Below are 23422 nucleotides of genomic sequence, written 5' to 3'. Positions count from 1 at the left end.
TCATCCTTCACTCCTCCTAGTTAATCGTAAACGAATCATAGCAAATATACCTAAAGCGGCAATCGCTAGTACACATATTTCAAACATCGTATCAAATCCACGGAAGTCAACAAGTATAACGTTGACCATATTTTTTCCTCCAGCGAGCTTATAAGAATTTTCTACATAGTATTCAGAGATGGAAGGAAACATTTTTTGACTGTGTGAAGCAATAGATATTAATGTAACTAGCACCCCAACCGCTGCTGAAATAAGTAAGTTTCCAAACTTAAAGCTAGTTCGTTCTTCATGTCGGCTTAGCCTTGGTAAATGATAAAAGCAAAGTAAGAACAAGGCAACTGAAACCGTTTCGATAAGAAGTTGAGTTAATGCCAAGTCTGGTGCTTTAAACAATACAAAGAACAATGCGACCGAATATCCTACTGATCCAAGAGCAATAATCGCTGTAAGTCTTGATTTCGCAAAAAGTATCGTAACGGTTCCTAGAACAAGAATGACTGCTAAAACAACTTCATACACACTTATTGGAGCTAATTCAGATGTATCAATGGTAAAGGCTCCTTGAGATATCATCGTAAATGATAAAATCCCAATAAAGAATGTGAAGATATACACCAAGTACGTTCGAATAAAACCAGTCATGTATCTTCTTGTTATGGAGAAGGCACCACGTTCCATTGAAATGAGACCATGGTCGTATACCGTGTTAAAGCTTAACTTCTCAGGGAACTTACTATAAATAGGTGTCCATTTGGACGAATAAACATATAAAAGAGTTCCGAGTAGGATAACACCAAACGTCATAAATAGTTCGGGTGTGAATCCGTGCCAGAAATATATATTCACTTTAAGTGTTGAAGACTCTTTAATAGCTGGGACTATAGCCTCGACAGCTGGCTTAATAATGCTTTGTGAGAGAAGATTTGGAAAGAACCCAAAAATGACAACAAGTGAAGCTAATATAATTGGTGACAATAACATACCAAATGGTGCTTCGTGAGCTTCTTTATCCAGTTTTTCAGGCTGATATTTCCCGGTAAATGTTTTAAAGAATAAAATCATACTATAAATGAACGTAAAGATACTTGCTACCCAAGCAATGATTGGGAATAGGATCCCCCACGTAGAGAGGTTAAAAATATCCATCTCAATCACTCGAATCATTCCGGTGAAAAACATTTCTTTACTCAAGAATCCATTAAATGGAGGTAGACCTGCCATAGAGAATGAACCAATTAAAGCAATCGTAGCTGTAATTGGCATCATAGACATTAATCCACCCAGTTTTCTAATATCACGAGTACCGGTTTCGTGATCTACAATCCCAACGACCATGAACAAAGTTCCTTTAAAAGTAGCATGATTCACTAAGTGAAAGATGGCTGCGACAGTCGCTGCTACATAGTACTGGTTGTAATCATAGAATCTAGCGGCAGCTCCAACGCCAAGCAAGCTCATGATTAATCCAAGCTGACTAATGGTTGAGAATGCAAGTATTCCTTTTAAGTCGGTTTGCTTTACCGCATTAAATGAACCCCACATAAGAGTTAATAAACCAATGCCTCCAACTAACCAAATCCATAGGAACGATTCAGAGAAGATGGGAGTCATCCTAGCTACCAAGTAAATTCCTGCTTTAACCATTGTTGCGGAGTGTAAGTAAGCACTAACAGGAGTTGGTGCTTCCATCGCATCAGGTAGCCATATATGAAAAGGGAACTGTGCTGATTTTGTAAAGGCTCCTAATAAAATTAAGAGTAAAGCAGGTATAAAAAGAGCATGAGACACCAAGATGTCTTGTTGTGCAAGTAATTCTCGAATGCTAAATGTATCGCCCATGATCCCCAAGAGTACGATTCCACCTAACATTGAAAGACCACCAAATACGGTAATAAGCATTGATTTTTGCGCACCGTATCGAGAGCGTTCCCTGTGATACCAATAAGCAATCAACAAGAAAGATGAAATGGAGGTTAATTCCCAAAATGTATACATAACAAGTAAATTGTCAGATAAGACAACCCCAAGCATGGCACCCATGAAGAGGAGTAAATATACATAGAAGTTGTGCAATGATTCTTTGTGTTTATCTAAATAATAGATAGAATACAGCACGACAAGGGAACCGATTCCAGTGATTAATAAGGCAAATAATAAGCTAAGCCCATCAACGTATGCGGTAAAATTAATACCAAAAGACGGCATCCATTCGGCTGTCGCTGTAATTGTTTCCCCTTTTGATGTTCTGGATAGGAATTGAATAAAATAACTAAACAGTAGGACTGGTAATATTAAGACAAACCATCCTGTATGTACGTTTTTTGCAACCTTATAAAAGAGCGGAACAATTAATGCCATCAATAAGGGTGATAATATGGCAAGATGTAACAGTGTCAATGATAAACCCCCTTAAATCAATTTGTAACAAATTTCATTTTCAATAGTAGAATTCTCTAATTTCAGCTTTTCCTATAATAAAAAATACATTCTCCTATTAGTCCTCTGTCACCATAAATGAATTATAACGTAAAAAATTCTGGTTGCATGGAAAAAACTTAGCCAACTGCTGATGTCATTACAGCTTAATAAATAAGAAGAAACGTGTAAATTCTGTTTTAAAATTTTTTGTATGTTCTACCCTACTAACGGTGAAAATAACCATAGGTGGTGGTGTACATGCAAAGAAAGATAACCTATACAGGGATAGTATTCACATTGTTACTTACTTTAGCCTATATTGCAGAAGAAACTAGGAAGGATCGGAATTTTATTCAAAAGCAAGAAACAAAAGCTCTTGAAGGTACCATACTTCCACTAAACAATGAGACAACAGTCGAAGTAAATGAATGGTTTCAAGACGTAGAAGAACTTCCATTTCAACCAAGAGAATATATCCGAATTATTCCATAATCACTTTTCAACCTCGGTGATAAACAGTATAGTGAGAAGAAAGTACATCATGAGGAGTTCGTTATGAGAAATGCGTTTGTCACAAGTTATGTGCCTCTTCTTTCTATTCTTTTATTTAGTTTGTCCTATTCTATTTATGTCATTGGAAAAGTTAAAGAATTTTAAGAGGAATTGGATTATATCAAGGGATGAGTCAATTCGTATCTGAAGTTCAGCTAACGGTCTTGTTAATTGCCTCTAGTATGACATTCTTTTTCATGTTACTCTCAGCATTTAAGTTAATAGCCGAAACCATTAATGGATTATCGTTTCTCTTTTTTGTGGATAGTAGGGATGAACTCAACCTCTATACGTCATTAAAACCATTGTCCTGGATATTTTTAGTAGGAGGCTTTTTATCCATTTTTTTAACGTTCTCGATATGGGGAATGGTTGGGATTTCTGTGCTCGTGATACTGATCTATCTTGTTGTGTTTTTTATAAAGTTGGTGCTGTAATAAATATTGGAAGGTTATTGGGAGTAATGTTATTTAACATATCATCCTATAGTGCACTTATATTATTACTTCTATATATTGGATTGAAGCTTTATAATGGAGTGCTTTCCAGTTTATCCCTTGTGCCATCTTAATAAGAGTCCTTATAAAAAAGCATGGAGAACTTCCAATATGAAGTTCTCCATGCCTTTAATTTGTTGCGATTCTCTTCCAAATTTGCTGAGCGGGCTGAGTGCTCTCCGCGTATTTCAGATTAGACGGTGTATCTTTTCCCACCCATACTCCAATGGTGTTCGTATCGGTTAAACCAATCATCCAATAATCGTGATAATCATTAGTGGTACCCGTCTTCACACCCATATATGGTAGAGGAGCATAAGCTTTGCGCCCAGTCCCTTTCTTCGCTGTAGAAGCTAATAAGTTTCGAATCTTATTAACCGTATCCGGCTTCCAAACCTGCTTCGTATCCTCATTCCATGTTATGACATTACCGTTTTCCTCTATTACTTTCACAATACTGCGTGGAGAGACGTACTTCCCGTTAATAAAGCTTGTATACGCACCTGTCAATTCTAATGGACTCATACCGCGAGTAAACCCACCGACTGCCGCCGCTAGCGTCTTATCCTCATTGACTATGTGTTGAAATGTAAAGGGTTCTAAGTACGAAAAGGCAGTTTCAATTCCAAGCTGGTTTAGTAACCTAACAGCAGGCGTGTTGTATGAATGAATAAAGGCTGTTTCTAAAGGCACTTGCCCATATTCTCTGCCTCCATAGTTTTTTGGGCAATAGCCGTTTACACAATACTTATCCGCGTTTACGAGCTGTTGGAGCTTTAAGCCTGTTCGTTCTATATAAGGAGCATATACTAGTAATGGCTTGATAGCAGATCCCGGTTGTCTGTAAGCTTGGAAGGCACGATTAAATGAGCCTAATGAATAATCAACTCCCCCGCTAATTGCCACAATATTTCTAGTCGAATTATCGATAACAACCGCCGATCCCTGAATTGAATCAAAGGTTAAAACAGAAGTTACCGAGTCTGTTGTTTGCTGTTGTAATACAGGATCTAATGCTGTTTCTATGACGAGTCCAGTTTGAAGCCAAGCATTAAACGCTTCTTTGAACACAATTTGGTATTGGGTTTTTTGTTCTTCATTCTCAGCCGCTAACATACGATTTTCGTAACCTATATGTTGTTTATACAATTCTTCTAATTCATTTAAGACTAGATCACGATAATCTGGATAACGTTCTATTGGGGTAGATATCGTTAAAGCTACTGTTTCTTCTTTCACTGTATTCCCTTGTTCTTGAGTGTAATACCCATGGATGACAAGTTGATCAATTAATCGTTCCTGTCTTTCTTTTGCTCTTTCAAAATGCAGAATAGGATCATAGCGACTAGGATTATTCGGAATTGCTGCTAATAGTAGTAGCTCTCCGTCCGATAATTCTTGGAGGGAACGTCCAAAATAATAAGTAGCGGCTGTTTCAACCCCGTATATTCCATTACTAAAATAAATCGCATTCATATACATTTCTAAAATTTCTTCTTTGGATAAATTTTTTTCTAACACATTGGCATAGATCAATTCCTGAATCTTTCTTTCGTATGTTTGCTCGTGGGACAAATAGACGTTCCTAGCCAGTTGCTGAGTAATGGTACTACCACCTTGTTGAATAGAAGAGCTAACTTGGTTTTGAACAAATGCTCGAAGTATGGCGCTGGCATCAAAACCAATATGCTCGTAAAAATATTGATCTTCAGACAGGATAAATGTGTGGTGAAGAAGCGTTGGTATTTTATTAAGATGTACATACTGTCGCTTGATTCCACCTAAAGTAGCATACTCATTCCCATCTTGGTCTACTAAATAACTAGTTTTTTCAATCGTAAATGGAACTTGGTCAGAAGACTGAATGGATTCATTTGTAGCTTGCAATCTTCTCCACTCTTTTTCCGTTTGGATGAGAAAAAGAGAGAATAATCCAAGTAAAACCAAACAACTAAACGTACCTGTATAAATTCTCATGATGACCTCGTAAGCTATCGTTTTTCTTATAGTTTACTGGATAGACTTGTCTACGGGAAGGTGAAATTTTCGGAGTTATTGTGTGAATTGTCATAATTCAAGCGTTTAACATGATATAATGAAAATAATTACATTGTACTTTTAAGGGAAGTGGCGAATTAATTAAGAATAGGAGGAAGAAAGGTGGATGTTCATCAACATATATTCTTAGACTTCGAGTTTTCTATGCCTGACAGAAAGATGAGCCAGAGAGGCTTTTTTCCCGAAATTATAGAAGTGGGAATGGTGGTGGAAGAGGATGGATCTATAATAGAATCGTTTTCGTCCTATGTCCAGCCAAGAGTGTTCAAAACGTTGACGCCTCGTTGTAAAAAATTCCTTAAAATCAAACAAGAAGATGTAGACGGTGGAATCTCTTTTATCGAGTTTATTCATTACCTGCAAAAGCTGAATAAAAAAAGGAAAAAATCGAATTATTACTTGGGTAATATGGACATGAAGGTTCTTAGAGAAAATTGTGAGAAGGCTGGATTACTTTTCCCATTTCAAGGAGAATTTGTTGATTTATCTCTGGAGTACAAGCGTTTCTTTGGAGATCGAAATCAAACAGGATTATGGAAAGCGGTGGAAGAATACGGAAAAGATGGCGTAGGCAAGCACCATAAGGCGCTTGATGATGCAATGACCACCTATAATATTTATAAATTAGTAGAAAAAGATAAGGAATATCTAAATAGAGCCACTCCCCCTACTATTGGTGACAGAGTGGATATGAAAAAATTAATGAATCTGCTTGCATAAAAAAACGTCTCTAAATGTGAGACGTTTTTTATTTATTCAAACTCCATTCCATACATCAACTCATACTCTTTTTTAATTTCATACAAGCATTGTAGGCTTCGTATATTAAATGGAGTATCATCCATTTTGAGAGAATCTTCTAGCTTGAAAAATGCCTGTTTTAGGCTACTTTGATAATGAGGAATTTCCCCTTCATAAGGTTTCACCATTTTTGAGGTATATTCACTTTTTCTCTATAGGCTAATGCTTTTCGCTCGTGGAAAAATCCTTCATCCGTTTGGTTGGGATGATGAAGATCACCTTGAATGGGATGCTTAATCACACTTAGAACCTCTACGGTGTAGGTTGCTTCTCTTTCGCCTACTTTTTTACCAATATATTTTCCTGTTTTATAGATACCTGTTACAATTAGTTCTTCTCCCATTTGTCTCGCTCCCTTTTCTTAGTATAATGATGGAGACGTATACCATTATACTATAGTACATAATCTACAAAAATGGCGAGGGTTCGATATGAAAAAATGGGTAATGGTCATGTTGACAATTCTTTTGTTTGTATTGTCTGCATGTGGGCAAAGTATGAAAGTTGAAGAAGAAAAACAGAATACATTAACTGAATCGGAGGAAAAACCATTGAATTTTCCACAATTAACGAAGGACCAGACTTCTATAATGAAAGCAGAAATGACCACCAATAAAGGGACAATCGTTATTGAGCTTTATCCTGAACAAGCACCAAAAGCAGTAGAAAATTTCGTTACGCTAAGTAAAAATGGATATTATAACGGACTTATTTTTCACCGTGTTATTGATAGCTTCATGATCCAAGGAGGAGATCCGTTAGGCAACGGAACGGGTGGAGAAAGTGCATTTGGTGGATCATTCGAAGATGAATTTTCCCGAGAGCTTTATAATTTTAGAGGAGCTCTTTCGATGGCCAATTCTGGACCGAATACAAATGGTAGTCAATTCTTCATCGTTCAGGCTCCTGCTGTAGACGAAGATATGCTTGAACAAATGAAAGAGGCGGGATATCCACAGGAAGCCATTGATGGGTACGAAGATTTAGGTGGTACACCTTGGCTTGATGGCCGTCATACTGTTTTTGGTCAAGTCATTGAAGGGATGAACGTTGTGGATGATATCGCGAGCTCTAAAGTTGGAGCAGGAGACAAGCCTGTATATGATATTACCATCGAAGCTATTACAATCACAGAAGAGTAAATAATCATGAAGAGTGAGTTTTCTGGTAGGTGGAGTACTCACTCTTTTTTTATTTGGGTACGACTGCTATACTGATAGTAAAATGAACAATAGAAGGTGAATAGATGCTATTTTATTCCTATATAGTAGGGTTGTTCTTGTATTTTCCTGAAGATAAATCAGAGTATTTACCTGCTGCTATTTGGTTGTTAATTTTTGGTTTAGCCGCGTATGGTACGTTCCGATTCGTAGGGAAAATTTCAAAGAAGCAAGAGCAAGAAGCGAAAGAATTAGAGCATAAGCTAAAGGAAGAAAATGATAGGGTAAAATAATGAAAGTAAAGACCTGAAGAACATGTTTCTTCAGGTCTTTTGTATGAAAGTGGACCAATTTGACGATACTAAGTTAGACTTTGTTTTTTGGAGGCAAGTGTATGAAGAAGTGGATAGCCATCTTTTCCCTCTTTTTTATCACAGGCTGTGTGTATCCTGATGTAAAGAAGATTGAAATTGATATGATGAATAGTGATCAAGATAGTTATGGAACGGTTTTGCTACAGGAAGTAGCAGAGGGTGTGAATATGACAATTGACCTTGAAGGTCTTCCTCCTGGTGAGCATGCTATGCATTTTCATGAAAAGGGGAGTGTGAGCCACCAGATTTTACATCTGCTGGAGATCACTATAACCCCGAAGATAAGCAGCATGGATTGTTAAATCCTGAAGGAGCTCACGCAGGAGATTTGCCCAACTTAGTGGTAGGTGAAGACGGGGTGGCAAGTGTTGAAATTCTTGCGCCGAGTGTAACATTAAGTGAAGGGACTACCACGTTATTTACTAAGCAAGGTACATCATTAATCATTCATGAAGCAGGGGATGATGGTATGAGTCAACCGGCTGGAGATGCAGGCGTTCGAATCGCGTGTGGGGTTATTTCAAAAGAAAATCAGACAATGAAAGAAGTAACTGAAAATGAAACCGAAGCACCTGATCAAAAAGAAGAATAGAGAAAACCAGGAGAGACCGCCTGGTTTTTTATTTATGTAAAGCATCGATGCCCTTTTTCAATCGTTCCATAGCATCCTGTACGGTTCTTTTTGTACACCCAATATTCATCCTTAAGAAGCCAATCCCTTCTTTCCCATATTTACTTCCAGGTTCAAGGGCAAGCTTTCCGTTTTCAATCAGACTTTTTTGAATCTGTTCTTCAGAATAAGGTAGCATCCTAATATCTAACCAAAGTAAATAGGTGCCATCTGACTCAATAACTGAAACAGAAGGAAGTTCTTCTTTTAAAAAATTTTTAACATATAGAATGTTTTCTTTAAGGTAACATAGTAAATCGTCTAACCATTTATCACCGTGTGTATAAGCTGATTTTAGAGCGGTTAATCCAAGAGCATTTATCCCAAATAGACCCAATCGATGTTTCGTCGCTTCTAAGGTTTCTCTTATTTGTTGGTTAGGAGCAACGATAACAGATGCCTGTAACCCGGCGATATTAAACGTCTTACTGGGGGCTAAAAGAGTGACAACCCGGTCATAATCAGGATCTAGCTTAGAGATCGTTATATGCTCTTTTGGTGGGAACACTAGGTCCCCATGAATTTCATCTGAGACAATCAGAACATGATACTTTTTACATAGTTCGATTATTTTGATTAACTCTTCTTTTGTCCATACTCTCCCTACTGGGTTATGAGGACTACATAAAAAGAATAAACGGACACCACTTTTTATTCGCTCTTCTAAGTCTTCAAAGTCAATGGAATAATGCCCATCTTCTAGATGTAATGGACTATCCACAACAATACGCTCATTTTCTTCAATGAGTTGAAAAAAGGGGAAATAGACAGGAGTCTGAATAAGGATTCGGTCTCCTTTGTTAGTAAAAGCATGAATGGCAAGGGCTAACGCAGGAACAATTCCAGCATTATATAATATAGCTTCTTCCTCAATAGTCCAGTCCCAGCGTCTTTTTAACCAGTTAACGACAGAGGTTGTTGTTTCTGAGCTTGGAAACGTATAACCGAACACACCGTGTCTAATGCGCTCATGCAAGCTCGTTTGTACTTCAGTAGGTGGTTTAAAGTCCATATCTGCTACCCACATAGGTAAAACGTCATTTGTACCGTATACCATTTCATTCATATCCCACTTAACAGAATCTGTTTTGAGTCGATCAATTTGTTCGTTAAAATATTCCATCTGTAATCCTCCCTATGCGCGATTGTTAATTTTGTGTTAATATTTAAATGCTTCTTTTAATAAATAGGTGTTTCTAAACTCCTTACTAAAATTAGGTGATGATATGAATACTGCAGAAATGAATACACAGTTAGTTCTGCTCCTGAAGAAATGGGATCCCTTTAAAATTGGTCCCAATCATTACGATACGGAAATAGCTGATGTTATTCAAGCTACACATTCTACAGAAGATAGCAAACATTTAGCTGGAGCCATTCAGCATATTTACGAGTTCTCATTTGAAGAGTTTATTCCATTCATTCATTGTGAAGTCATAGCAGAAAAGCTGTTATATATAAAAAATCAAGCTTCCTGTTCCCTGTGAAAAAGTAGTAAAATGGACAGTCCTCGGACTGTCCATCTTACTTAGTTAGAAAATCTTTTATATAGTGTAATACTTCCGTTGGTTTTTCCTCAGGTACGAGGTGTCCTGTTTTTTCTAATACAACAAAATCATTATTTGGTAAATCCTTACTAAGTCTTTCCCCTACATTAATGGGCACAACTCTGTCGTGTTCTCCCCAAATGAGAAGGCAAGGTGTAGTTATTTTTCTAAGTGCTTGTCTTGAAAGATCTCCTTCTCGGTCACGAATCATCCTTGTGAGTGCTTTAAATATATCATCATTTAAAAAGGGCTTTAAGTATCCGAACATCATCTCATCATCAATCAATTCAATATCATGCACTACATTTTCTAGGTTATTTTTCACACCAGATCTCGTTAACCAGAGCTTTACATACAGGTGAAAAAAAGGAATATAACTTAATAAGGCAACTGGCCATCGAATCCGCTTTAAGTAAGCAGAACTACAAAAAAGTACTCCCTTTGCAACTAAGTCGGGCCGTAGTTTCATAATGTTCAGCGCTATCTGTCCTCCCATTGAATGACCAGCTAACACGATATGTTGAATGTTAAGGTGGTCTAACAATGAAATAACCGTTTTACTAATGTTCTCATACGAATAAATAAATTGATGAGATTTTCCGCTATTTCCAAACGGAGGAAGGTCAATGGTTAAAACATTATAGGCTTCCTTCAAAAGGGGCGTCAGTCTCCTAAAGCTAAATGTAGAGGACAAAAAACCATGAAGTAGTACGAATGTTTTGTCTGATTGAGGATTTTGATGATATTCATAATAGACATCGATGCCATTTACGTTCACCTGGAACGCTACATCCTGTTTTATCATGATTATCACTCCTAATTTTATGTACTTGTATCTTACCCTCATGCAACAAATCTACACCTCGAAATAACTTCTGGTAAATATTTTTCATGAATAAATGGAATAGTAAAATAATTGGGTGTAATATGTTCATAAGAGTCATATGAAGAACGATTGATTTACCTTTGTAAGGGGAGGATTAAAAATGAAGTTATCCCATAAAGATATTGAATTATTACAACTGATTGAAAAAGATGCCAATTTATCGGTTTCCACATTAGCTAAAATGCTGAACGTACCAGAAGATGAGATACAGGAAAAGCTAGACCTGTTTGTAAAAGAGAATATCATCGTTCAATATACAGCATTAGTCAACTGGTCAAAAGTAAAGGAGCATAACGGGGTTACAGCTATTATTGAAGTAAAGGTTACGCCAAAAAGAGGTGTAGGGTTCGATGAGATAGCCGAGAGAATTTATAAATACCCTGAAGTTCAATCCTTATATCTGATGTCAGGTTCGTATGATTTGGCAGTGACAGTGGAAGGTAAATCAATGAATGAAGTCGCATCATTTGTATCGGATAGGCTTTCTACGCTTGATTCTGTACTATCCACTACTACTCATTTCCAATTAAAAAAGTATAAGCATGATGGCACCATTTTTGAAGATCGAGATGATGACCACAGGATGGTGGTGACACCGTAATGCTTAAAGACCAAAAAAAGCTATTTATCCCATGTAGTCAAAGAGCTTCCGCCTTCAGGAATTCGGAAGTTCTTTGATTTAGCAAACGGAATGGAAGATGTCATATCTCTAGGTGTAGGTGAACCAGATTTCACTACATCTTGGAGGGTACGTGAGGCGGCCATTGTTAGCTTTGAACGAGGATATACTGCTTATACTGCCAATGCTGGCTTGATTGAGCTTCGTAAAGAAATAGCCAAGTATTGTTTACGTAATTTTGACGTGGAGTACAATCCCGAAAACGAAATCATTGTCACAATCGGTGCCAGTCAAGCATTAGATATAGCGCTTCGAGCGATAGTAAATCCAGGTGAAGAGGTTATCGTTATTGAACCAAGCTTTGTGTCTTATGCCCCGTTAGTAGAGCTATGCGGTGGTAAGGCGGTTCGTATTCAAACAAAAGGGGAAGAGGAATTTAAGCTTCAACCAGAGGACTTAAGAGCAGCGATAACGGACCGAACAAAAGCCATTCTTATTTGTTCTCCTAATAATCCCACTGGTACCGTTATGGAAAAAGAAGACTATCTGAAGCTACTACCTATTATTGAAGAGCATGACTTACTTGTTATCTCAGATGAAATTTATTCTGAGCTCGTATACGACGGTACACATCAGTCAGTGCCTGCGCTACCTGGCATGTATGAACGCACGATATTCATTAATGGTTTCTCAAAAGGGTTTGCGATGACGGGATGGAGACTAGGCTTCTTATGTGCACCTAGAGAATTTACAGAAGCAATGCTGAAAATTCACCAATATTCTGTTATGTGTGCATCCACAGCAGCACAATATGGAGCATTAGAAGCCCTGCGAGAAGGATCACAAGATGTTCTATCAATGAAAAAAAGTTATGAACAAAGACGAAATTATTTTGTGAAATCCTGTAATGAAATTGGCTTAGCCTGCCATAAGCCTGGTGGTGCCTTTTACAGTTTCCCTAGTGTGAAAGCTACCGGTATGAGCTCAGCAGAGTTTGCAGAAAAGCTATTAGTAGAAGAGCGTGTAGCCGTAGTTCCTGGAAATGTTTTGGAGAAAGTGGCGAAGGTTTCGTTCGGTGCTCCTATGCTTCTTCGATTACGCAGCTAGAGGAAGCAATACGCCGAATGTCTAAATTTATGAACAATTATTCATAACCAGAATGAAAAAGTAGGTCACAGAATCGTCCGTGACCTACTTTTTTTATTTATTCTTCTGTTTTTCCGTTATTTTAAATCGTAAGCCATTTGCATCACTCGTAAAAAATCGTCTTCAGTAAACTCTTTTGCTTTTCGTAAAATTAGCTTAGCCTTTTTAATCCCTATTTCTTGGACCAGTTGTTCAATTTCTGAATCTATACCACCTGTTTGGTGAATCTCCCGTTCCATCAATTCAGAAGCAGGAATATCAAGCACGGTGGAAAGCTTTAAAATGGTTTGAGTATCAGGAATCTGTTCCCCGTTTTCATATTTTTCAATTGTTCTTTTACCGAGACGTGCTTTAAAAGCCAATTCCTCTTGACTTAATCCATGCAATTCACGCTGCATTTTTAAATGCTCTCCAAAGTAGTTCATATTCTACTCCTCCCCAACTCTTGTTCTATCTATAGTGTATCACGATTCTCATTAGAACTTACTAAGGAACTTTGAATATTTGCAAAATCTTTAAAACCTCTTTTTTTAGTTGGAAAACCTTGTTAAAGTAAAGAAGATGAAAATTCAAATAATTATGTGATAAATGGGAAAGGTGTTGGAGGAGTAAGTGAAAGAACATGCAGCAAGCTCATATGAAAACGAGGAAAATCTAAAAGACGAAATTTCTCGTATTGCTCCATCTTTAGCACGATTAGCTATTCAATTAGGAATTTCAAAACTAGCTTTAAACGATAAAATAAGTAAGGTGTTGCTTAATTACCTTGATGAAGGTTTTGATAAAGTAACGACACAGAAACGATTCATTCAATCTGTAACAGAAAATGAGAGCCATATAGAAAGCGAAGATTTATTATATTTTGAAGAAGATCAAAGCTTACATAATACCATCATTCAGTTGCCGTTAATGGAACGAAAAGTAGTCGTTCTTTCGGAATTTGAATCACTTACTAACCAAGAAATAGAAGAATGGTTAAGCATTACTTCAGACGAAATTGTCTCACTGCAACAACATGCATTTGAAAAAATCCAAAGCTCAAGTAAGGTAGAGCTGAATTACAACCAGTGGAAAGATAGGTTTTCTCTTCTACAAGATGCCTATAAAAAGCTAGATTTACCGTATGATGTCGATTCTATAGTAAACCGTATTGTTACGACTCAGTCAACTTCAGAAGTAATGAATTCTATGGAAAAAGAAAAATACTCCACTTCTTCTCAAAAAGTCCCCATAAAAAAAGGAGTACTTATTTCCGTCTTTTCTTTAGGAATCTTGCTTGGAGGTTTAACTGGAGCGGTTCTTCTTCCTAATTCTGTGAGCACGGCATTTAGTGCAGACTTAACGAAAGAGGAAAAGAAAGCATTGAATTCATTATTATCATTTTATGAAGAGCGGAAAGAAGAAGTTAGAAGCAGCTTAGGAGTTTCATCTAGGTCACTAGACCAATCAACTAGTAAGGCTGAACTGGACTTTGAATTATTTCAAGCGGTTAAACTCGCTGAAGAAGATCCGAACAATAATGAAAACCTATTTAATGATATGGAAGCTAAAATAACCGAAGGTCTTGCTACGCCACAAATGGTATTGGAGGACTTGAAAGAATCAGACACGGAAATAGATGCAGATGCTTTTGTCATAAAACTAAGAAAAAGCTTTAAGCGCTACTAAAGAAATGGTGAAGGCAGAGCTCAAAGAAAAGAAGCTATTAGTAGGAAGCGGAGAGAATATTAATTACATGATTGATGAATATCTGCAAGGACTGATAGACAAAGAACATAAACATTTCGAATTAGTAGCCGGTATGGCGCAAAACAACTATTATATTTACGGAACTGGAGAGTCTACCCCAGATATAATATTCGATGCTTATAGACATTCAAATAGTGTAGATTTATTTCAGTACATTCCAGATGGACATATGCAGTACATATCATACTTTCTAGGGTGGGGGTCTATAGAAGAAGATTACATTGAACTAGATGAATATTATGATGAATATGTAAGATATACCTTGATAAATATGGAAACAGTTCTTGCAACTCTACCCAAAGATTCTCTTCTTGTAGAACCAACCAAAGCAGAATACGAATCCCTATACAGAAAGTTTATGGAGCTGTATACCAATGAAGCGTTTCAAGATGATGGTACGATAAAATCTGAAAAAAGACAGCAAATGTATTACCTAAAAGAAAGGTATCCGTTTTCAACGATTGGAAGTACCATGGCAACCGCCTATCATGAGTTACAAAAACAGGATTTTCAAAAGCCTGATAACTGGAACACTCTAATGGAAATGAAGACAATAAAAAATGATATACCAGAACAACCCATTATTCTATACGAAGGAGACCTACTCCCTTTATCGGATGAGTTAGGAAGACTGTATGACCAATTTGTAGAAGGCGATTATAATAAAAGGACTCTGGTGGGATTGAGCCTTATAGATAGTTTTAGACTTTTTTTAAAAGCAAATGAGGAAAATGATTTGGACGCCATATTTGCGTTATCAATGGAAAGTGCTTATAGCCAAGATAATAATTACTTCATAAATCATTACAAAGTAATAGATGTAGACGAAATGGTTCATCATTATAATGAAGTGAGAGCATTATCTTATGAACCACTTGGAATAAATGGGATTGAACTGTTCGGAGAAGACAGAAATATAAGTGTGAACATGGAAATTCATGAAGATAATTGGTTGGTCTATCCGGATGTATTTTATGAGGATCAAAACGTTGAGTGAGATAAAAGTTAAAGGATAAACTACTAGTAATAAATTCTACTTTGCTTTATTTGCGAACTTGTGATATAATTTTTTATTGCGTATACAGATCAAAGTAAATATATATACTAGGAGTTGTTCCCATGTCAACAAAATATGAAGTAGGTAACGTAGTAACTGGAAAAGTTACAGGAATTCAACCATACGGTGCATTTGTAGCACTAGATGAAGAGACTCAAGGTCTTGTCCATATCTCTGAAATTACTCACGGGTTTGTTAAAGATGTAAATGAGCATTTAAAAATTGGAGATGAAGTATCTGTTAAGGTATTAGCAGTAGAAGCTGAAGGTAAAAAAAATCAGCCTGTCAATCCGTGCTACGGAAGAAGCTCCAGCAGCAGAAGAGAAAAAAGAAGAAAAGAAACAACGTCGTCGTCAAGGACAAAGCAGCATTAAAGCAGCAGAAGAAGCTCCATCTGGCTTCAACACTCTAAAAGACAAGCTAGAAGAGTGGATTGAACAGTCTAAAAACAACGATCTAATCAAAAAATAATTGTGGTGTAAAAGGCGGCTCATTGGAGACGCCTTTTTTTCTTTTTTGGACACCATTCTCCACAGAGTCCTATGCAGTGCCACGTAAGAATCAATACCCGTAGCTCAATCTTTAAGATATCCTCTGTTATCTTCGGTCAATATGGTGTTTTTTCATTCGATACTGTAAATTTTGTCTACTCATCCCCAGCTCTTTAGCGGTCTTTGTGATATTATATTCGTTTTTTACAAGACCCTGTTTAATATATTGCTTTTCTTTTATAGCCAAATATTGATCTAGATGTAGTGGTTCTGATTCTTGTTCTGGAATAGGCTGAGAGGGCTCTGTCGATACTTTTTCTCGAAAAGGAAGCGGAAGGTGCTCAAATGTAATGGTCGTTTGATCTCCTACATAATGAAAGCACTCTTCTAACGTATGTTCTAATTCGCGAACATTTCCTGGCCATTCGTACCCTAAAAAAATTTCATGAACCTCCTCATCTATTCCTCCAACTCTAGTTCCAAACAGGTGATTGTTCTTTTGTATAAAATAAGGAATCAGTTCTTCAAAATCGATTTTTCTCTCACGTAATGACGGAAGAAAAATACAGTATCTACTGAGCTCATAATAAAGGTCTTTTCTCAGTGCACCTTTTCCAATCATTTCAATGGGGTCCTCTGTTAAAGTAGCAATAAATTGAATATTGAGTGATGGATTCTTTAAGTTTTGTAGCAAAATTTCTTGTAATGGATTTGTGAGCATATGAATGTTTTCAATTAGGACCGTCCCTCCGTTTGCTTCATCTATAAGGGGAGAGGAGTTTTCTTGTAAGATTTCTTCTAATGTGAAAGTAGGGATATCCAAAGGGTTAATCCTTATAAACCCTGCTTTTTTACGATTACTCTGCTGATGAATGGTTTGGGCTAATAGCTCTTTACCAGTGCCCCTTTCCCCAATGATAAGAATAGGGAAACCGTACTTTGTTGCACTTTTACTATATTCAACCATTTTTTGAAGAGATAAACTTTTTCCGATGATGGAATGAAAGGATATAGCAGCTTCTTCTTTTTTGAACCACTGATCTCGAACAAGATTTTCAAGCTTAGTCACATCGGTTGCAATCTCAACTACGCCAATCACTTTTCCATCTTCCTCAACTGGGTATGTTGAATTTATGGTGGTTATTTCTAATCCTTTTGAATTAAAATACGTTTGTTTGTAGTGAAGTATGGCTTCCTTTGTTTGAAGGGCCTTTAGAAGCGTGCTTTCATCGAGAAAAGAAAATACTTCTGTAATGTCTTTGTCCACTACTTCTGCCTGGATCATTCCTTCAATTTCCGCCATTCGACGGTTATACAGAATGGTTTTTCCGTAAGAATCAATAGCATGAACGCCGACGTTAATATTGTCTAGAATTTGTTGATACAAATGGATTTGAGAGAGCTGATTCAACGGAATTCCCCCTTGCTGCAAAAAATTATTCACTGACACAGACAAAAACTCTTGAAAATCGCAATATTCTTTTGCATTATTATATATGTAAAGGTTTTCTTAGTGCAAACAATTTTTGCAATTCCGAAAATACTCACATAATTTTGAGGAGGAGAATAGATGATTCCTTATAAACACGAACCATTTACTGATTTTACAAAGGAAGAAAACAAAAAGCTTATGAAGAAGGATTAGAGCTTGTAAATAGCTACCTTGGTCAAGATTATCCCCTCGTAATTGGTGGAGAAAAGATTACAACTGAAGATAAAATCGTCTCCACAAACCCTTCAAATAAAGAAGAGGTTATAGGTCGAGTATCGAAAGCCAATCAAGAACTTGCTGAGAAAGCAATGAACTATGCATATGAAACTTTCCAAACATGGAGAAAATATAAACCTGAAGCACGTGCGGACATTCTTTTCCGTGCAGCTGCAATCATCCGACGTCGCAAATTTGAGTTTTCTGCTCTCTTAACAAAAGAAGCGGGTAAACCATGGAGAGAAGCAGACGCTGATACAGCAGAAGCGATCGACTTCTTGGAATACTATGCACGTCAAATGCTCCAGTTAAAAGATGGTCACAAAGTAGAGAGTCGCCCTGGTGAGTACAATCAATACGGATATATTCCACTAGGAGTAGGGATCATTATTTCACCTTGGAATTTCCCGTTTGCTATTATGGCAGGTACTACGGTTGCAGCAATCGTTACAGGAAATACCGTTCTTTTAAAACCAGCATCTACAACTCCAGTAGTGGCTGCAAAGTTTGTAGAAGTGATGGAAGATGCGGGATTACCTAAAGGAGTATTAAACTTTGTTCCAGGAAGTGGAGCAGAAGTAGGAGACTATTTAGTGGATCATCCGAAGACTCGATTCATCTCCTTTACAGGATCTCGTGATGTAGGAACGCGTATTTATGAGCGTGCGTCTAAAGTGAATGAAGGCCAAATCTGGTTAAAACGTGTGATTGCTGAAATGGGTGGTAAAGACACGATTGTGGTAGATAGTGATGCAGACCTTGAATTAGCTGCACAATCTATTGTGGCATCTGCCTTTGGATTCTCAGGTCAAAAATGCTCTGCATGTTCACGTGCAGTCGTACTTGAAGAAGTATACGATCAAGTATTAAATAGAGTCGTAGAGTTAACGAAAGAACTAACAGTTGGTGACCCAACTCCAAATAAACACTTCATGGGTCCAGTGATTGACCAGAATGCTTTTGACAAAATTATGAGCTATGTTGAAATCGGTAGAGAAGAAGGGAAAGTAGTGGCTGGAGGAGAAGGAGATTCAAGTAAAGGCTTCTTTATTCAACCAACAATCGTTGCTGACCTTTCACCAACGGCTCGCATCATGCAAGAAGAAATCTTTGGCCCAGTTGTTGGATTTACGAAAGCAAAAGATTTTAATGAGGCTATTCAAATTGCTAATAATACTGAATATGGCTTAACAGGTGCTGTTATCACGAACAACCGTGACCATATTGAGCAAGCACGTGAGGACTTCCATGTTGGAAACCTATACTTTAACCGTGGATGTACTGGAGCCATTGTTGGATATCAACCATTCGGTGGATTCAATATGAGCGGAACAGACTCTAAAGCGGGTGGACCAGACTACTTAACGCTTCATATGCAGGCAAAAACAACGTCTGAAATGCTGTAAAGTCTAGTGAGAGTCTCTCTCAGGAAATGAGAGAGACTCTTTTTTAAAATCATCACATGTTTAGCTTGGTTATAGTAGGAAAAAGAAAGGGAGGAACCACTATGACAAAATCAACCCAAACTATTATTGAACAAACCGAAAAGTATGGTGCAAATAACTATCATCCTCTTCCAATTGTTATTTCAGAAGCAGAAGGCGTATGGGTAAAAGACCCTGAAGGAAACAAGTACATGGATATGCTAAGTGCGTATTCAGCTGTCAACCAAGGGCATCGTCATCCTAAAATTATTCAAGCGCTTAAGGATCAAGCAGATCGTGTAACCTTAACATCTCGTGCTTTTCATAACGATATGCTAGCTCCTTGGTATGAGAAAATCTGCCAAATTACCGGGAAGGATATGGCACTTCCAATGAACACAGGTGCAGAAGCAGTTGAGACAGCGATTAAAGCAGCAAGACGCTGGGCCTATGACGTGAAAGGTGTGGAAAAAGATCGTGCTGAGATTATTGGCTGCGAAGGAAACTTCCATGGACGTACGATGACAGCCGTATCGTTATCGTCTGAGGAAGAATATAAGCGCGGATTCGGTCCTATGCTACCAGGAATCAGTCTAATCCCTTATGGAAACCTAGAAGCATTAGAATCAGCGATAACCCCCAATACTGCTGCCTTTATTATCGAACCTATCCAAGGAGAAGCCGGAATTGTAATCCCTTCTAAAGGGTTTTTAAAAGCGGCGTTTGAGCTCTGCAAAAAGCATAACGTTTTATTTATTGCCGATGAGATCCAAGCAGGTCTTGCTCGTTCTGGTAAAATGTTTGCGTGTGAATGGGAAGATGTCAATCCTGACATGTATATTCTTGGAAAAGCTCTTGGTGGAGGAGTATTTCCAATTTCTTGTGTAGTAGCTGATAAAGAAGTTCTTAGCGTTTTCAACCCCGGCTCACATGGTTCTACATTCGGCGGAAATCCTATGGCTTGTGCTGTATCTATTGCATCACTAGATGTATTAGTAGACGAAGAGCTTGCAGCGCACTCCTTAGAGTTTGGTGAATACTTTATGAGTAAGTTGAACGAAATAGACAATCCTATAATTAAAGAAGTTAGAGGCCGTGGCTTATTTATTGGCGTTGAGCTTCATGAAGCGGCCAGACCATATTGCGAAAAGCTAAAAGAAGAAGGCTTGTTATGTAAAGAAACTCATGACACGGTTATTAGGTTTGCGCCACCACTGATTATTAGTAAAGAAGAATTAGATTGGGCTATTGAACGAATCCAAAAAGTATTAACAAAGTAGTTCGTAAAATTTGCAAAATGAGTGAAATATTTCAAGCGTTCAGTAATCTTGTATGTTACAATATTTAACGTTTAAGATCACAAAATAAAGAGGCGAATTACAATGGGAGAAAATTTAAATCTTTTTACTTCAACTCAGCACGTTATTCAAGATGCATTAACGAAGCTAGGATATAGCGAAGAAATGTTTGAACTACTAAAAGAACCAATCCGTATGCTTACAGTACGTATTCCAATTCGAATGGATGACGGTAAGATAAAAGTATTCACTGGATACAGAGCTCAGCACAACGATTCTGTTGGACCTACTAAAGGTGGGGTTCGTTTCCATCCGGAAGTAGATGAAGAGGAAGTAAAAGCATTATCTATGTGGATGAGCTTGAAATGTGGAATTGTCGACCTTCCTTATGGTGGAGGTAAGGGTGGTATCATTTGTGACCCACGTACAATGAGCATGGGTGAACTTGAACGATTAAGTAGAGGCTATGTTCGTGCAATCAGTCAAATCGTAGGTCCAACAAAAGATATCCCAGCTCCAGATGTCTATACAAACTCACAAATTATGGCATGGATGATGGACGAATACAGCCGTCTACGTGAAAATGATTCACCAGGCTTCATCACAGGAAAACCACTTGTACTAGGAGGGTCTCAAGGGCGTGAAAAAGCGACAGCCCAAGGAGTTACCATCTGTATAGAAGAAGCGGCGAAACGAAAAGGAATCCAAATTGAAGGAGCACGTGTAGTCGTACAAGGTTTCGGTAACGCAGGAAGCTACCTGGCGAAGTTTATGCATGATGCTGGCGCGAAGGTTATCGCCATTTCTGATGCTCACGGAGCACTTCATGACCCAGATGGTTTAGATATAGATTATCTCCTTGATCGCCGTGATAGTTTTGGAACCGTAACTACATTATTTGAAAATACACTTTCTAACCAAGAATTATTAGAATTAGACTGTGACATTCTAGTTCCAGCAGCAGTGTCTAACCAGATTACAGCAGCAAATGCCCACAATATTAAAGCGACGATTGTTGTAGAGGCAGCAAACGGTCCAACAACAGTAGAAGCAACAAAAATCTTATCAGAACGTGGAATTCTTCTTGTACCAGATGTTTTAGCAAGCGCCGGAGGAGTTACAGTATCCTATTTTGAATGGGTACAAAATAACCAAGGGTATTACTGGACAGAAGAAGAAGTCAATGACAAGCTACGAGCTAAACTAGTAGAAGCATTTGCAAATGTGTATGACACTAGTGTCAACAGACAAGTAAATATGCGTTTAGCAGCCTATATGGTTGGCGCACGTAAAATGTCTGAGGCTTCTCGCTTCAGAGGCTGGGTGTAAGTAGTCAAATTAAGCACTATTCTTTAAAAAAAGAGTAGTGCTTTTTTAGTTGTGATCATTGACAAGGAATTGATGCTTTTTTATAATCCAACTAAATGTTTAAACGTTTAAACATTATATCATTTTAGGTTTAACTATTTGAAATAGGTTAAAATAGAAAGAAAGATGTGGAAAAGGGTGAAGAGAAATGACTCAACTAATTATCGAAGAAAAATCTCATGATTTCGTAGAACAAGCACGTCTTACACAGAAGAAATATTTCCAAACAGGTTCAACTAAGCCCATTGAAACTAGAATAGAGACTTTAGAAAAACTAAAAGAACTCATTAAACGTAATGAACAGCAATTATTAGATGCTTTAAAACAAGACCTTCATAAATCTAATCAAGAAGGTTATTTGACCGAAATAGGAATTATCTATGAGGAAATAAAATTTACACTTCAGCATTTAAAGGATTGGGCAAAACCAAAAAAAGTAAAGACCCCCTTTACACACTTTGGGTCAAGAGGGTATAAAATTGCAGAGCCCTATGGTGTAACATTAATCATTGCCCCGTGGAATTATCCATTTCAATTAACTGTATCTCCATTAATTGGCAGTATTGCAGCGGGAAATACGGCTATTATTAAGCCCTCCGAATTAACGCCGGCTGTTTCACATGTGATGGCTGAAATGATTAATAATCATTTTGACCCTGCCTACCTGTATGTCATGGAAGGTGGTATAGAAACGAATCAGCACCTACTAAAAGAGCCGTTTGATTATATTTTCTTTACTGGTAGTGTTCCGGTAGGAAAGATTGTCATGGAAGCAGCTTCTAAGCACTTAACACCTGTCACCCTAGAACTAGGAGGGAAAAGTCCATGTATTGTTCATAAGGATGCTGATTTGAAGCTAGCTGCCAAGCGTGTTGCCTTTGGAAAGTTAACCAATGCTGGGCAAACATGTATCGCTCCAGATTATTTATTTATCCACTCCAGTATTAAAGATGAGTTCTTAGGTGAATATAGCCGGGTAGTAGAAGAATTCTATGGTCAAGATCCTTTAAACAGTGAGAAGTATGGAAAAATTGTAAACGAGAAACACTTTAATCGTTTAACCTCATACTTAGATAATGGAGAAATCATTTTTGGTGGGAAAACAGATAAAGCAAATCATCGTATTGAACCAACCCTATTAGTGCCTTCCAATAGGGAGACTCCTGTCATGCAAGAAGAAATTTTTGGACCCATTTTCCCTGTTTTAAACTATGATGAATTAGATGAAGTGATAGAACATGTTAATAGTCGTCCGAAGCCGTTGGCACTATACTTATTTACACAATCTGAACAGGTTGAAGAAAATATCGTTGGCAATATTTCCTATGGTGGAGGATGTATTAATGACACAATTATGCATATCGCCACTCCATACTTACCTTTCGGAGGAGTGGGCGAGAGTGGAATTGGTAGCTATCATGGGGAAAGTAGCTTCTCAACCTTTTCACATTATAAAAGTGTGTTAAAACAAACAAATCGCTTTGATTTTTCATTCAGATACCCTAGTGCTAAAAATGGATTTAAAATAAATAAAAAAACTTTTAGGTTAACAAGTAGAGGGTGACTCAAAAGGTCGTTAAGAGACGATTTTTTTGAGGC

17 protein-coding genes and 6 pseudogenes are annotated in these 23422 nt (G+C 37.5%); 16 read left to right on the top strand and 7 right to left on the bottom strand.

Annotated elements, in window-relative coordinates; genetic code table 11:
* Entirely contained in the window at window positions 1-2397 is a 2397-nt protein-coding gene (locus M44_RS14010) for a Na+/H+ antiporter subunit A (RefSeq protein WP_010174535.1), read from the bottom strand.
* A 279-nt stretch (window positions 2398-2676) separates the two neighbouring features.
* On the opposite strand from M44_RS14010, the gene M44_RS14005 reads away from it, so the two are divergent.
* Together M44_RS14005 and M44_RS14000 are read left to right on the top strand one after the other, a co-directional pair.
* Window positions 2677-2910: a hypothetical protein gene (locus M44_RS14005; RefSeq protein WP_010174534.1), complete on the top strand. Its 234-nt coding sequence runs from the start codon at window positions 2677-2679 to the stop codon at window positions 2908-2910.
* A gap of 188 nt (window positions 2911-3098) precedes the next feature.
* A pseudogene (locus M44_RS14000) lies at window positions 3099-3541 on the top strand (DUF5366 family protein).
* 55 nt (window positions 3542-3596) lie between these two features.
* Here M44_RS14000 and M44_RS13995 read toward each other — a convergent pair.
* Complete coding sequence (locus M44_RS13995; protein ID WP_010174532.1) at window positions 3597-5444, bottom strand: transglycosylase domain-containing protein; 1848 nt, start codon at window positions 5442-5444, stop codon at window positions 3597-3599.
* A gap of 183 nt (window positions 5445-5627) precedes the next feature.
* Between M44_RS13995 and kapD the strand changes: the two genes are divergently transcribed.
* Window positions 5628-6245 (top strand): 3'-5' exonuclease KapD, encoded by a 618-nt coding sequence (kapD, locus tag M44_RS13990; RefSeq protein WP_010174531.1) that lies wholly within the window; start codon window positions 5628-5630, stop codon window positions 6243-6245.
* 32 nt (window positions 6246-6277) lie between these two features.
* On the opposite strand, the pseudogene kapB reads toward kapD, so the two are convergent.
* Window positions 6278-6669 (bottom strand): annotated as a pseudogene (kapB, locus tag M44_RS23395) (kinase-associated lipoprotein KapB).
* 208 nt (window positions 6670-6877) lie between these two features.
* Between kapB and M44_RS13980 the strand changes: the two are divergent.
* The 3 genes and pseudogenes from M44_RS13980 to M44_RS23390 all read left to right on the top strand — a co-directional run bounded on the left by M44_RS13980 (window position 6878) and on the right by M44_RS23390 (window position 8452).
* Entirely contained in the window at window positions 6878-7468 is a 591-nt protein-coding gene (locus M44_RS13980) for a peptidylprolyl isomerase (protein ID WP_029326894.1), read from the top strand.
* A 104-nt stretch (window positions 7469-7572) separates the two neighbouring features.
* Complete coding sequence (locus M44_RS13975) at window positions 7573-7779, top strand: VPLPA-CTERM sorting domain-containing protein (RefSeq protein WP_010174529.1); 207 nt, start codon at window positions 7573-7575, stop codon at window positions 7777-7779.
* A 101-nt stretch (window positions 7780-7880) separates the two neighbouring features.
* A pseudogene (locus M44_RS23390) lies at window positions 7881-8452 on the top strand (superoxide dismutase family protein).
* Window positions 8453-8480: 28 nt separating this feature from the next.
* Here the strand turns inward: M44_RS23390 and M44_RS13965 are convergent.
* Window positions 8481-9653 carry a MalY/PatB family protein gene (locus tag M44_RS13965; protein ID WP_010174528.1) on the bottom strand — a complete coding sequence of 391 codons (1173 nt, stop codon included), beginning with the start codon at window positions 9651-9653 and terminating at the stop codon, window positions 8481-8483.
* A 103-nt stretch (window positions 9654-9756) separates the two neighbouring features.
* Here M44_RS13965 and M44_RS13960 point away from each other — a divergent pair, with 103 nt between their 5' ends.
* Window positions 9757-10017, top strand: coding sequence for a DUF1871 family protein (locus M44_RS13960; RefSeq protein ID WP_010174527.1), 261 nt, complete (start codon window positions 9757-9759; stop codon window positions 10015-10017).
* Window positions 10018-10054: 37 nt separating this feature from the next.
* Here M44_RS13960 and M44_RS13955 read toward each other — a convergent pair whose 3' ends face one another.
* Entirely contained in the window at window positions 10055-10882 is an 828-nt protein-coding gene (locus M44_RS13955; RefSeq protein WP_010174526.1) for an alpha/beta fold hydrolase, read from the bottom strand.
* Window positions 10883-11063: 181 nt separating this feature from the next.
* On the opposite strand from M44_RS13955, the gene M44_RS13950 reads away from it, so the two are divergent.
* Window positions 11064-11564: an Lrp/AsnC family transcriptional regulator gene (locus M44_RS13950; RefSeq protein WP_010174525.1), complete on the top strand. Its 501-nt coding sequence runs from the start codon at window positions 11064-11066 to the stop codon at window positions 11562-11564.
* 90 nt (window positions 11565-11654) lie between these two features.
* A pseudogene (locus M44_RS23385) lies at window positions 11655-12736 on the top strand (aminotransferase).
* Window positions 12737-12805: 69 nt separating this feature from the next.
* Here the strand turns inward: M44_RS23385 and M44_RS13940 are convergent.
* Window positions 12806-13153, bottom strand: coding sequence for a helix-turn-helix domain-containing protein (locus M44_RS13940; RefSeq protein ID WP_010174523.1), 348 nt, complete (start codon window positions 13151-13153; stop codon window positions 12806-12808).
* Window positions 13154-13340: 187 nt separating this feature from the next.
* On the opposite strand from M44_RS13940, the gene M44_RS13935 reads away from it, so the two are divergent.
* From M44_RS13935 to yugI, 3 genes and pseudogenes are all read left to right on the top strand, one after another.
* Window positions 13341-14396 (top strand): hypothetical protein, encoded by a 1056-nt coding sequence (locus M44_RS13935; RefSeq protein WP_010174522.1) that lies wholly within the window; start codon window positions 13341-13343, stop codon window positions 14394-14396.
* Window positions 14397-14400: 4 nt separating this feature from the next.
* On the top strand, window positions 14401-15474 hold the full coding sequence (locus M44_RS13930) for a hypothetical protein (RefSeq protein WP_010174521.1): 1074 nt from the start codon (window positions 14401-14403) through the stop codon (window positions 15472-15474).
* Window positions 15475-15596: 122 nt separating this feature from the next.
* Window positions 15597-16005 (top strand): annotated as a pseudogene (gene yugI, locus M44_RS23380) (S1 domain-containing post-transcriptional regulator GSP13).
* Window positions 16006-16131: 126 nt separating this feature from the next.
* Here the strand turns inward: yugI and M44_RS13920 are convergent.
* Entirely contained in the window at window positions 16132-17436 is a 1305-nt protein-coding gene (locus M44_RS13920; RefSeq protein WP_010174519.1) for a sigma 54-interacting transcriptional regulator, read from the bottom strand.
* Between the two features lie 159 nt (window positions 17437-17595).
* On the opposite strand from M44_RS13920, the pseudogene pruA reads away from it, so the two are divergent.
* The 4 genes and pseudogenes from pruA to M44_RS13900 all read left to right on the top strand — a co-directional run bounded on the left by pruA (window position 17596) and on the right by M44_RS13900 (window position 23387).
* Window positions 17596-19139: pseudogene (gene pruA / locus M44_RS23375) on the top strand (L-glutamate gamma-semialdehyde dehydrogenase).
* 101 nt (window positions 19140-19240) lie between these two features.
* Window positions 19241-20437 (top strand): ornithine--oxo-acid transaminase, encoded by a 1197-nt coding sequence (locus M44_RS13910; RefSeq protein ID WP_010174516.1) that lies wholly within the window; start codon window positions 19241-19243, stop codon window positions 20435-20437.
* Window positions 20438-20539: 102 nt separating this feature from the next.
* Window positions 20540-21784 (top strand): Glu/Leu/Phe/Val family dehydrogenase, encoded by a 1245-nt coding sequence (locus M44_RS13905; RefSeq protein WP_010174515.1) that lies wholly within the window; start codon window positions 20540-20542, stop codon window positions 21782-21784.
* Window positions 21785-21971: 187 nt separating this feature from the next.
* Entirely contained in the window at window positions 21972-23387 is a 1416-nt protein-coding gene (locus tag M44_RS13900) for an aldehyde dehydrogenase (protein WP_010174514.1), read from the top strand.
* The last annotated feature ends 35 nt before the right edge of the window (window positions 23388-23422 follow it).

Source organism: Bacillus coahuilensis m4-4 (genome assembly GCF_000171615.1).
Taxonomy (GTDB): Bacteria; Bacillota; Bacilli; order Bacillales; family Bacillaceae_K; genus Bacillus_T; species Bacillus_T coahuilensis.
The sequence above is the reverse complement of the archived record's forward strand: the minus strand, read 5'-3'. Positions and strand labels throughout refer to the sequence as shown.

Bases quoted from the DNA above. Each gene is read 5' to 3' on its own strand.
- M44_RS13910 (WP_010174516.1), top strand. From the start codon at position 19,241: ATGACAAAATCAACCCAAACTATTATTGAACAAACCGAAAAGTATGGT.
- M44_RS13905 (WP_010174515.1), top strand. From the start codon at position 20,540: ATGGGAGAAAATTTAAATCTTTTTACTTCAACTCAGCACGTTATTCAA.
- M44_RS13955 (WP_010174526.1), bottom strand. From the start codon at position 10,882: ATGATAAAACAGGATGTAGCGTTCCAGGTGAACGTAAATGGCATCGAT.
- M44_RS13930 (WP_010174521.1), top strand. From the start codon at position 14,401: ATGGTGAAGGCAGAGCTCAAAGAAAAGAAGCTATTAGTAGGAAGCGGA.
- M44_RS13975 (WP_010174529.1), top strand. From the start codon at position 7,573: ATGCTATTTTATTCCTATATAGTAGGGTTGTTCTTGTATTTTCCTGAA.
- M44_RS13995 (WP_010174532.1), bottom strand. From the start codon at position 5,444: ATGAGAATTTATACAGGTACGTTTAGTTGTTTGGTTTTACTTGGATTA.
- M44_RS14005 (WP_010174534.1), top strand. From the start codon at position 2,677: ATGCAAAGAAAGATAACCTATACAGGGATAGTATTCACATTGTTACTT.
- M44_RS13960 (WP_010174527.1), top strand. From the start codon at position 9,757: ATGAATACTGCAGAAATGAATACACAGTTAGTTCTGCTCCTGAAGAAA.
- M44_RS13950 (WP_010174525.1), top strand. From the start codon at position 11,064: ATGAAGTTATCCCATAAAGATATTGAATTATTACAACTGATTGAAAAA.
- M44_RS13940 (WP_010174523.1), bottom strand. From the start codon at position 13,153: ATGAACTACTTTGGAGAGCATTTAAAAATGCAGCGTGAATTGCATGGA.
- M44_RS13900 (WP_010174514.1), top strand. From the start codon at position 21,972: ATGACTCAACTAATTATCGAAGAAAAATCTCATGATTTCGTAGAACAA.
- M44_RS13965 (WP_010174528.1), bottom strand. From the start codon at position 9,653: ATGGAATATTTTAACGAACAAATTGATCGACTCAAAACAGATTCTGTT.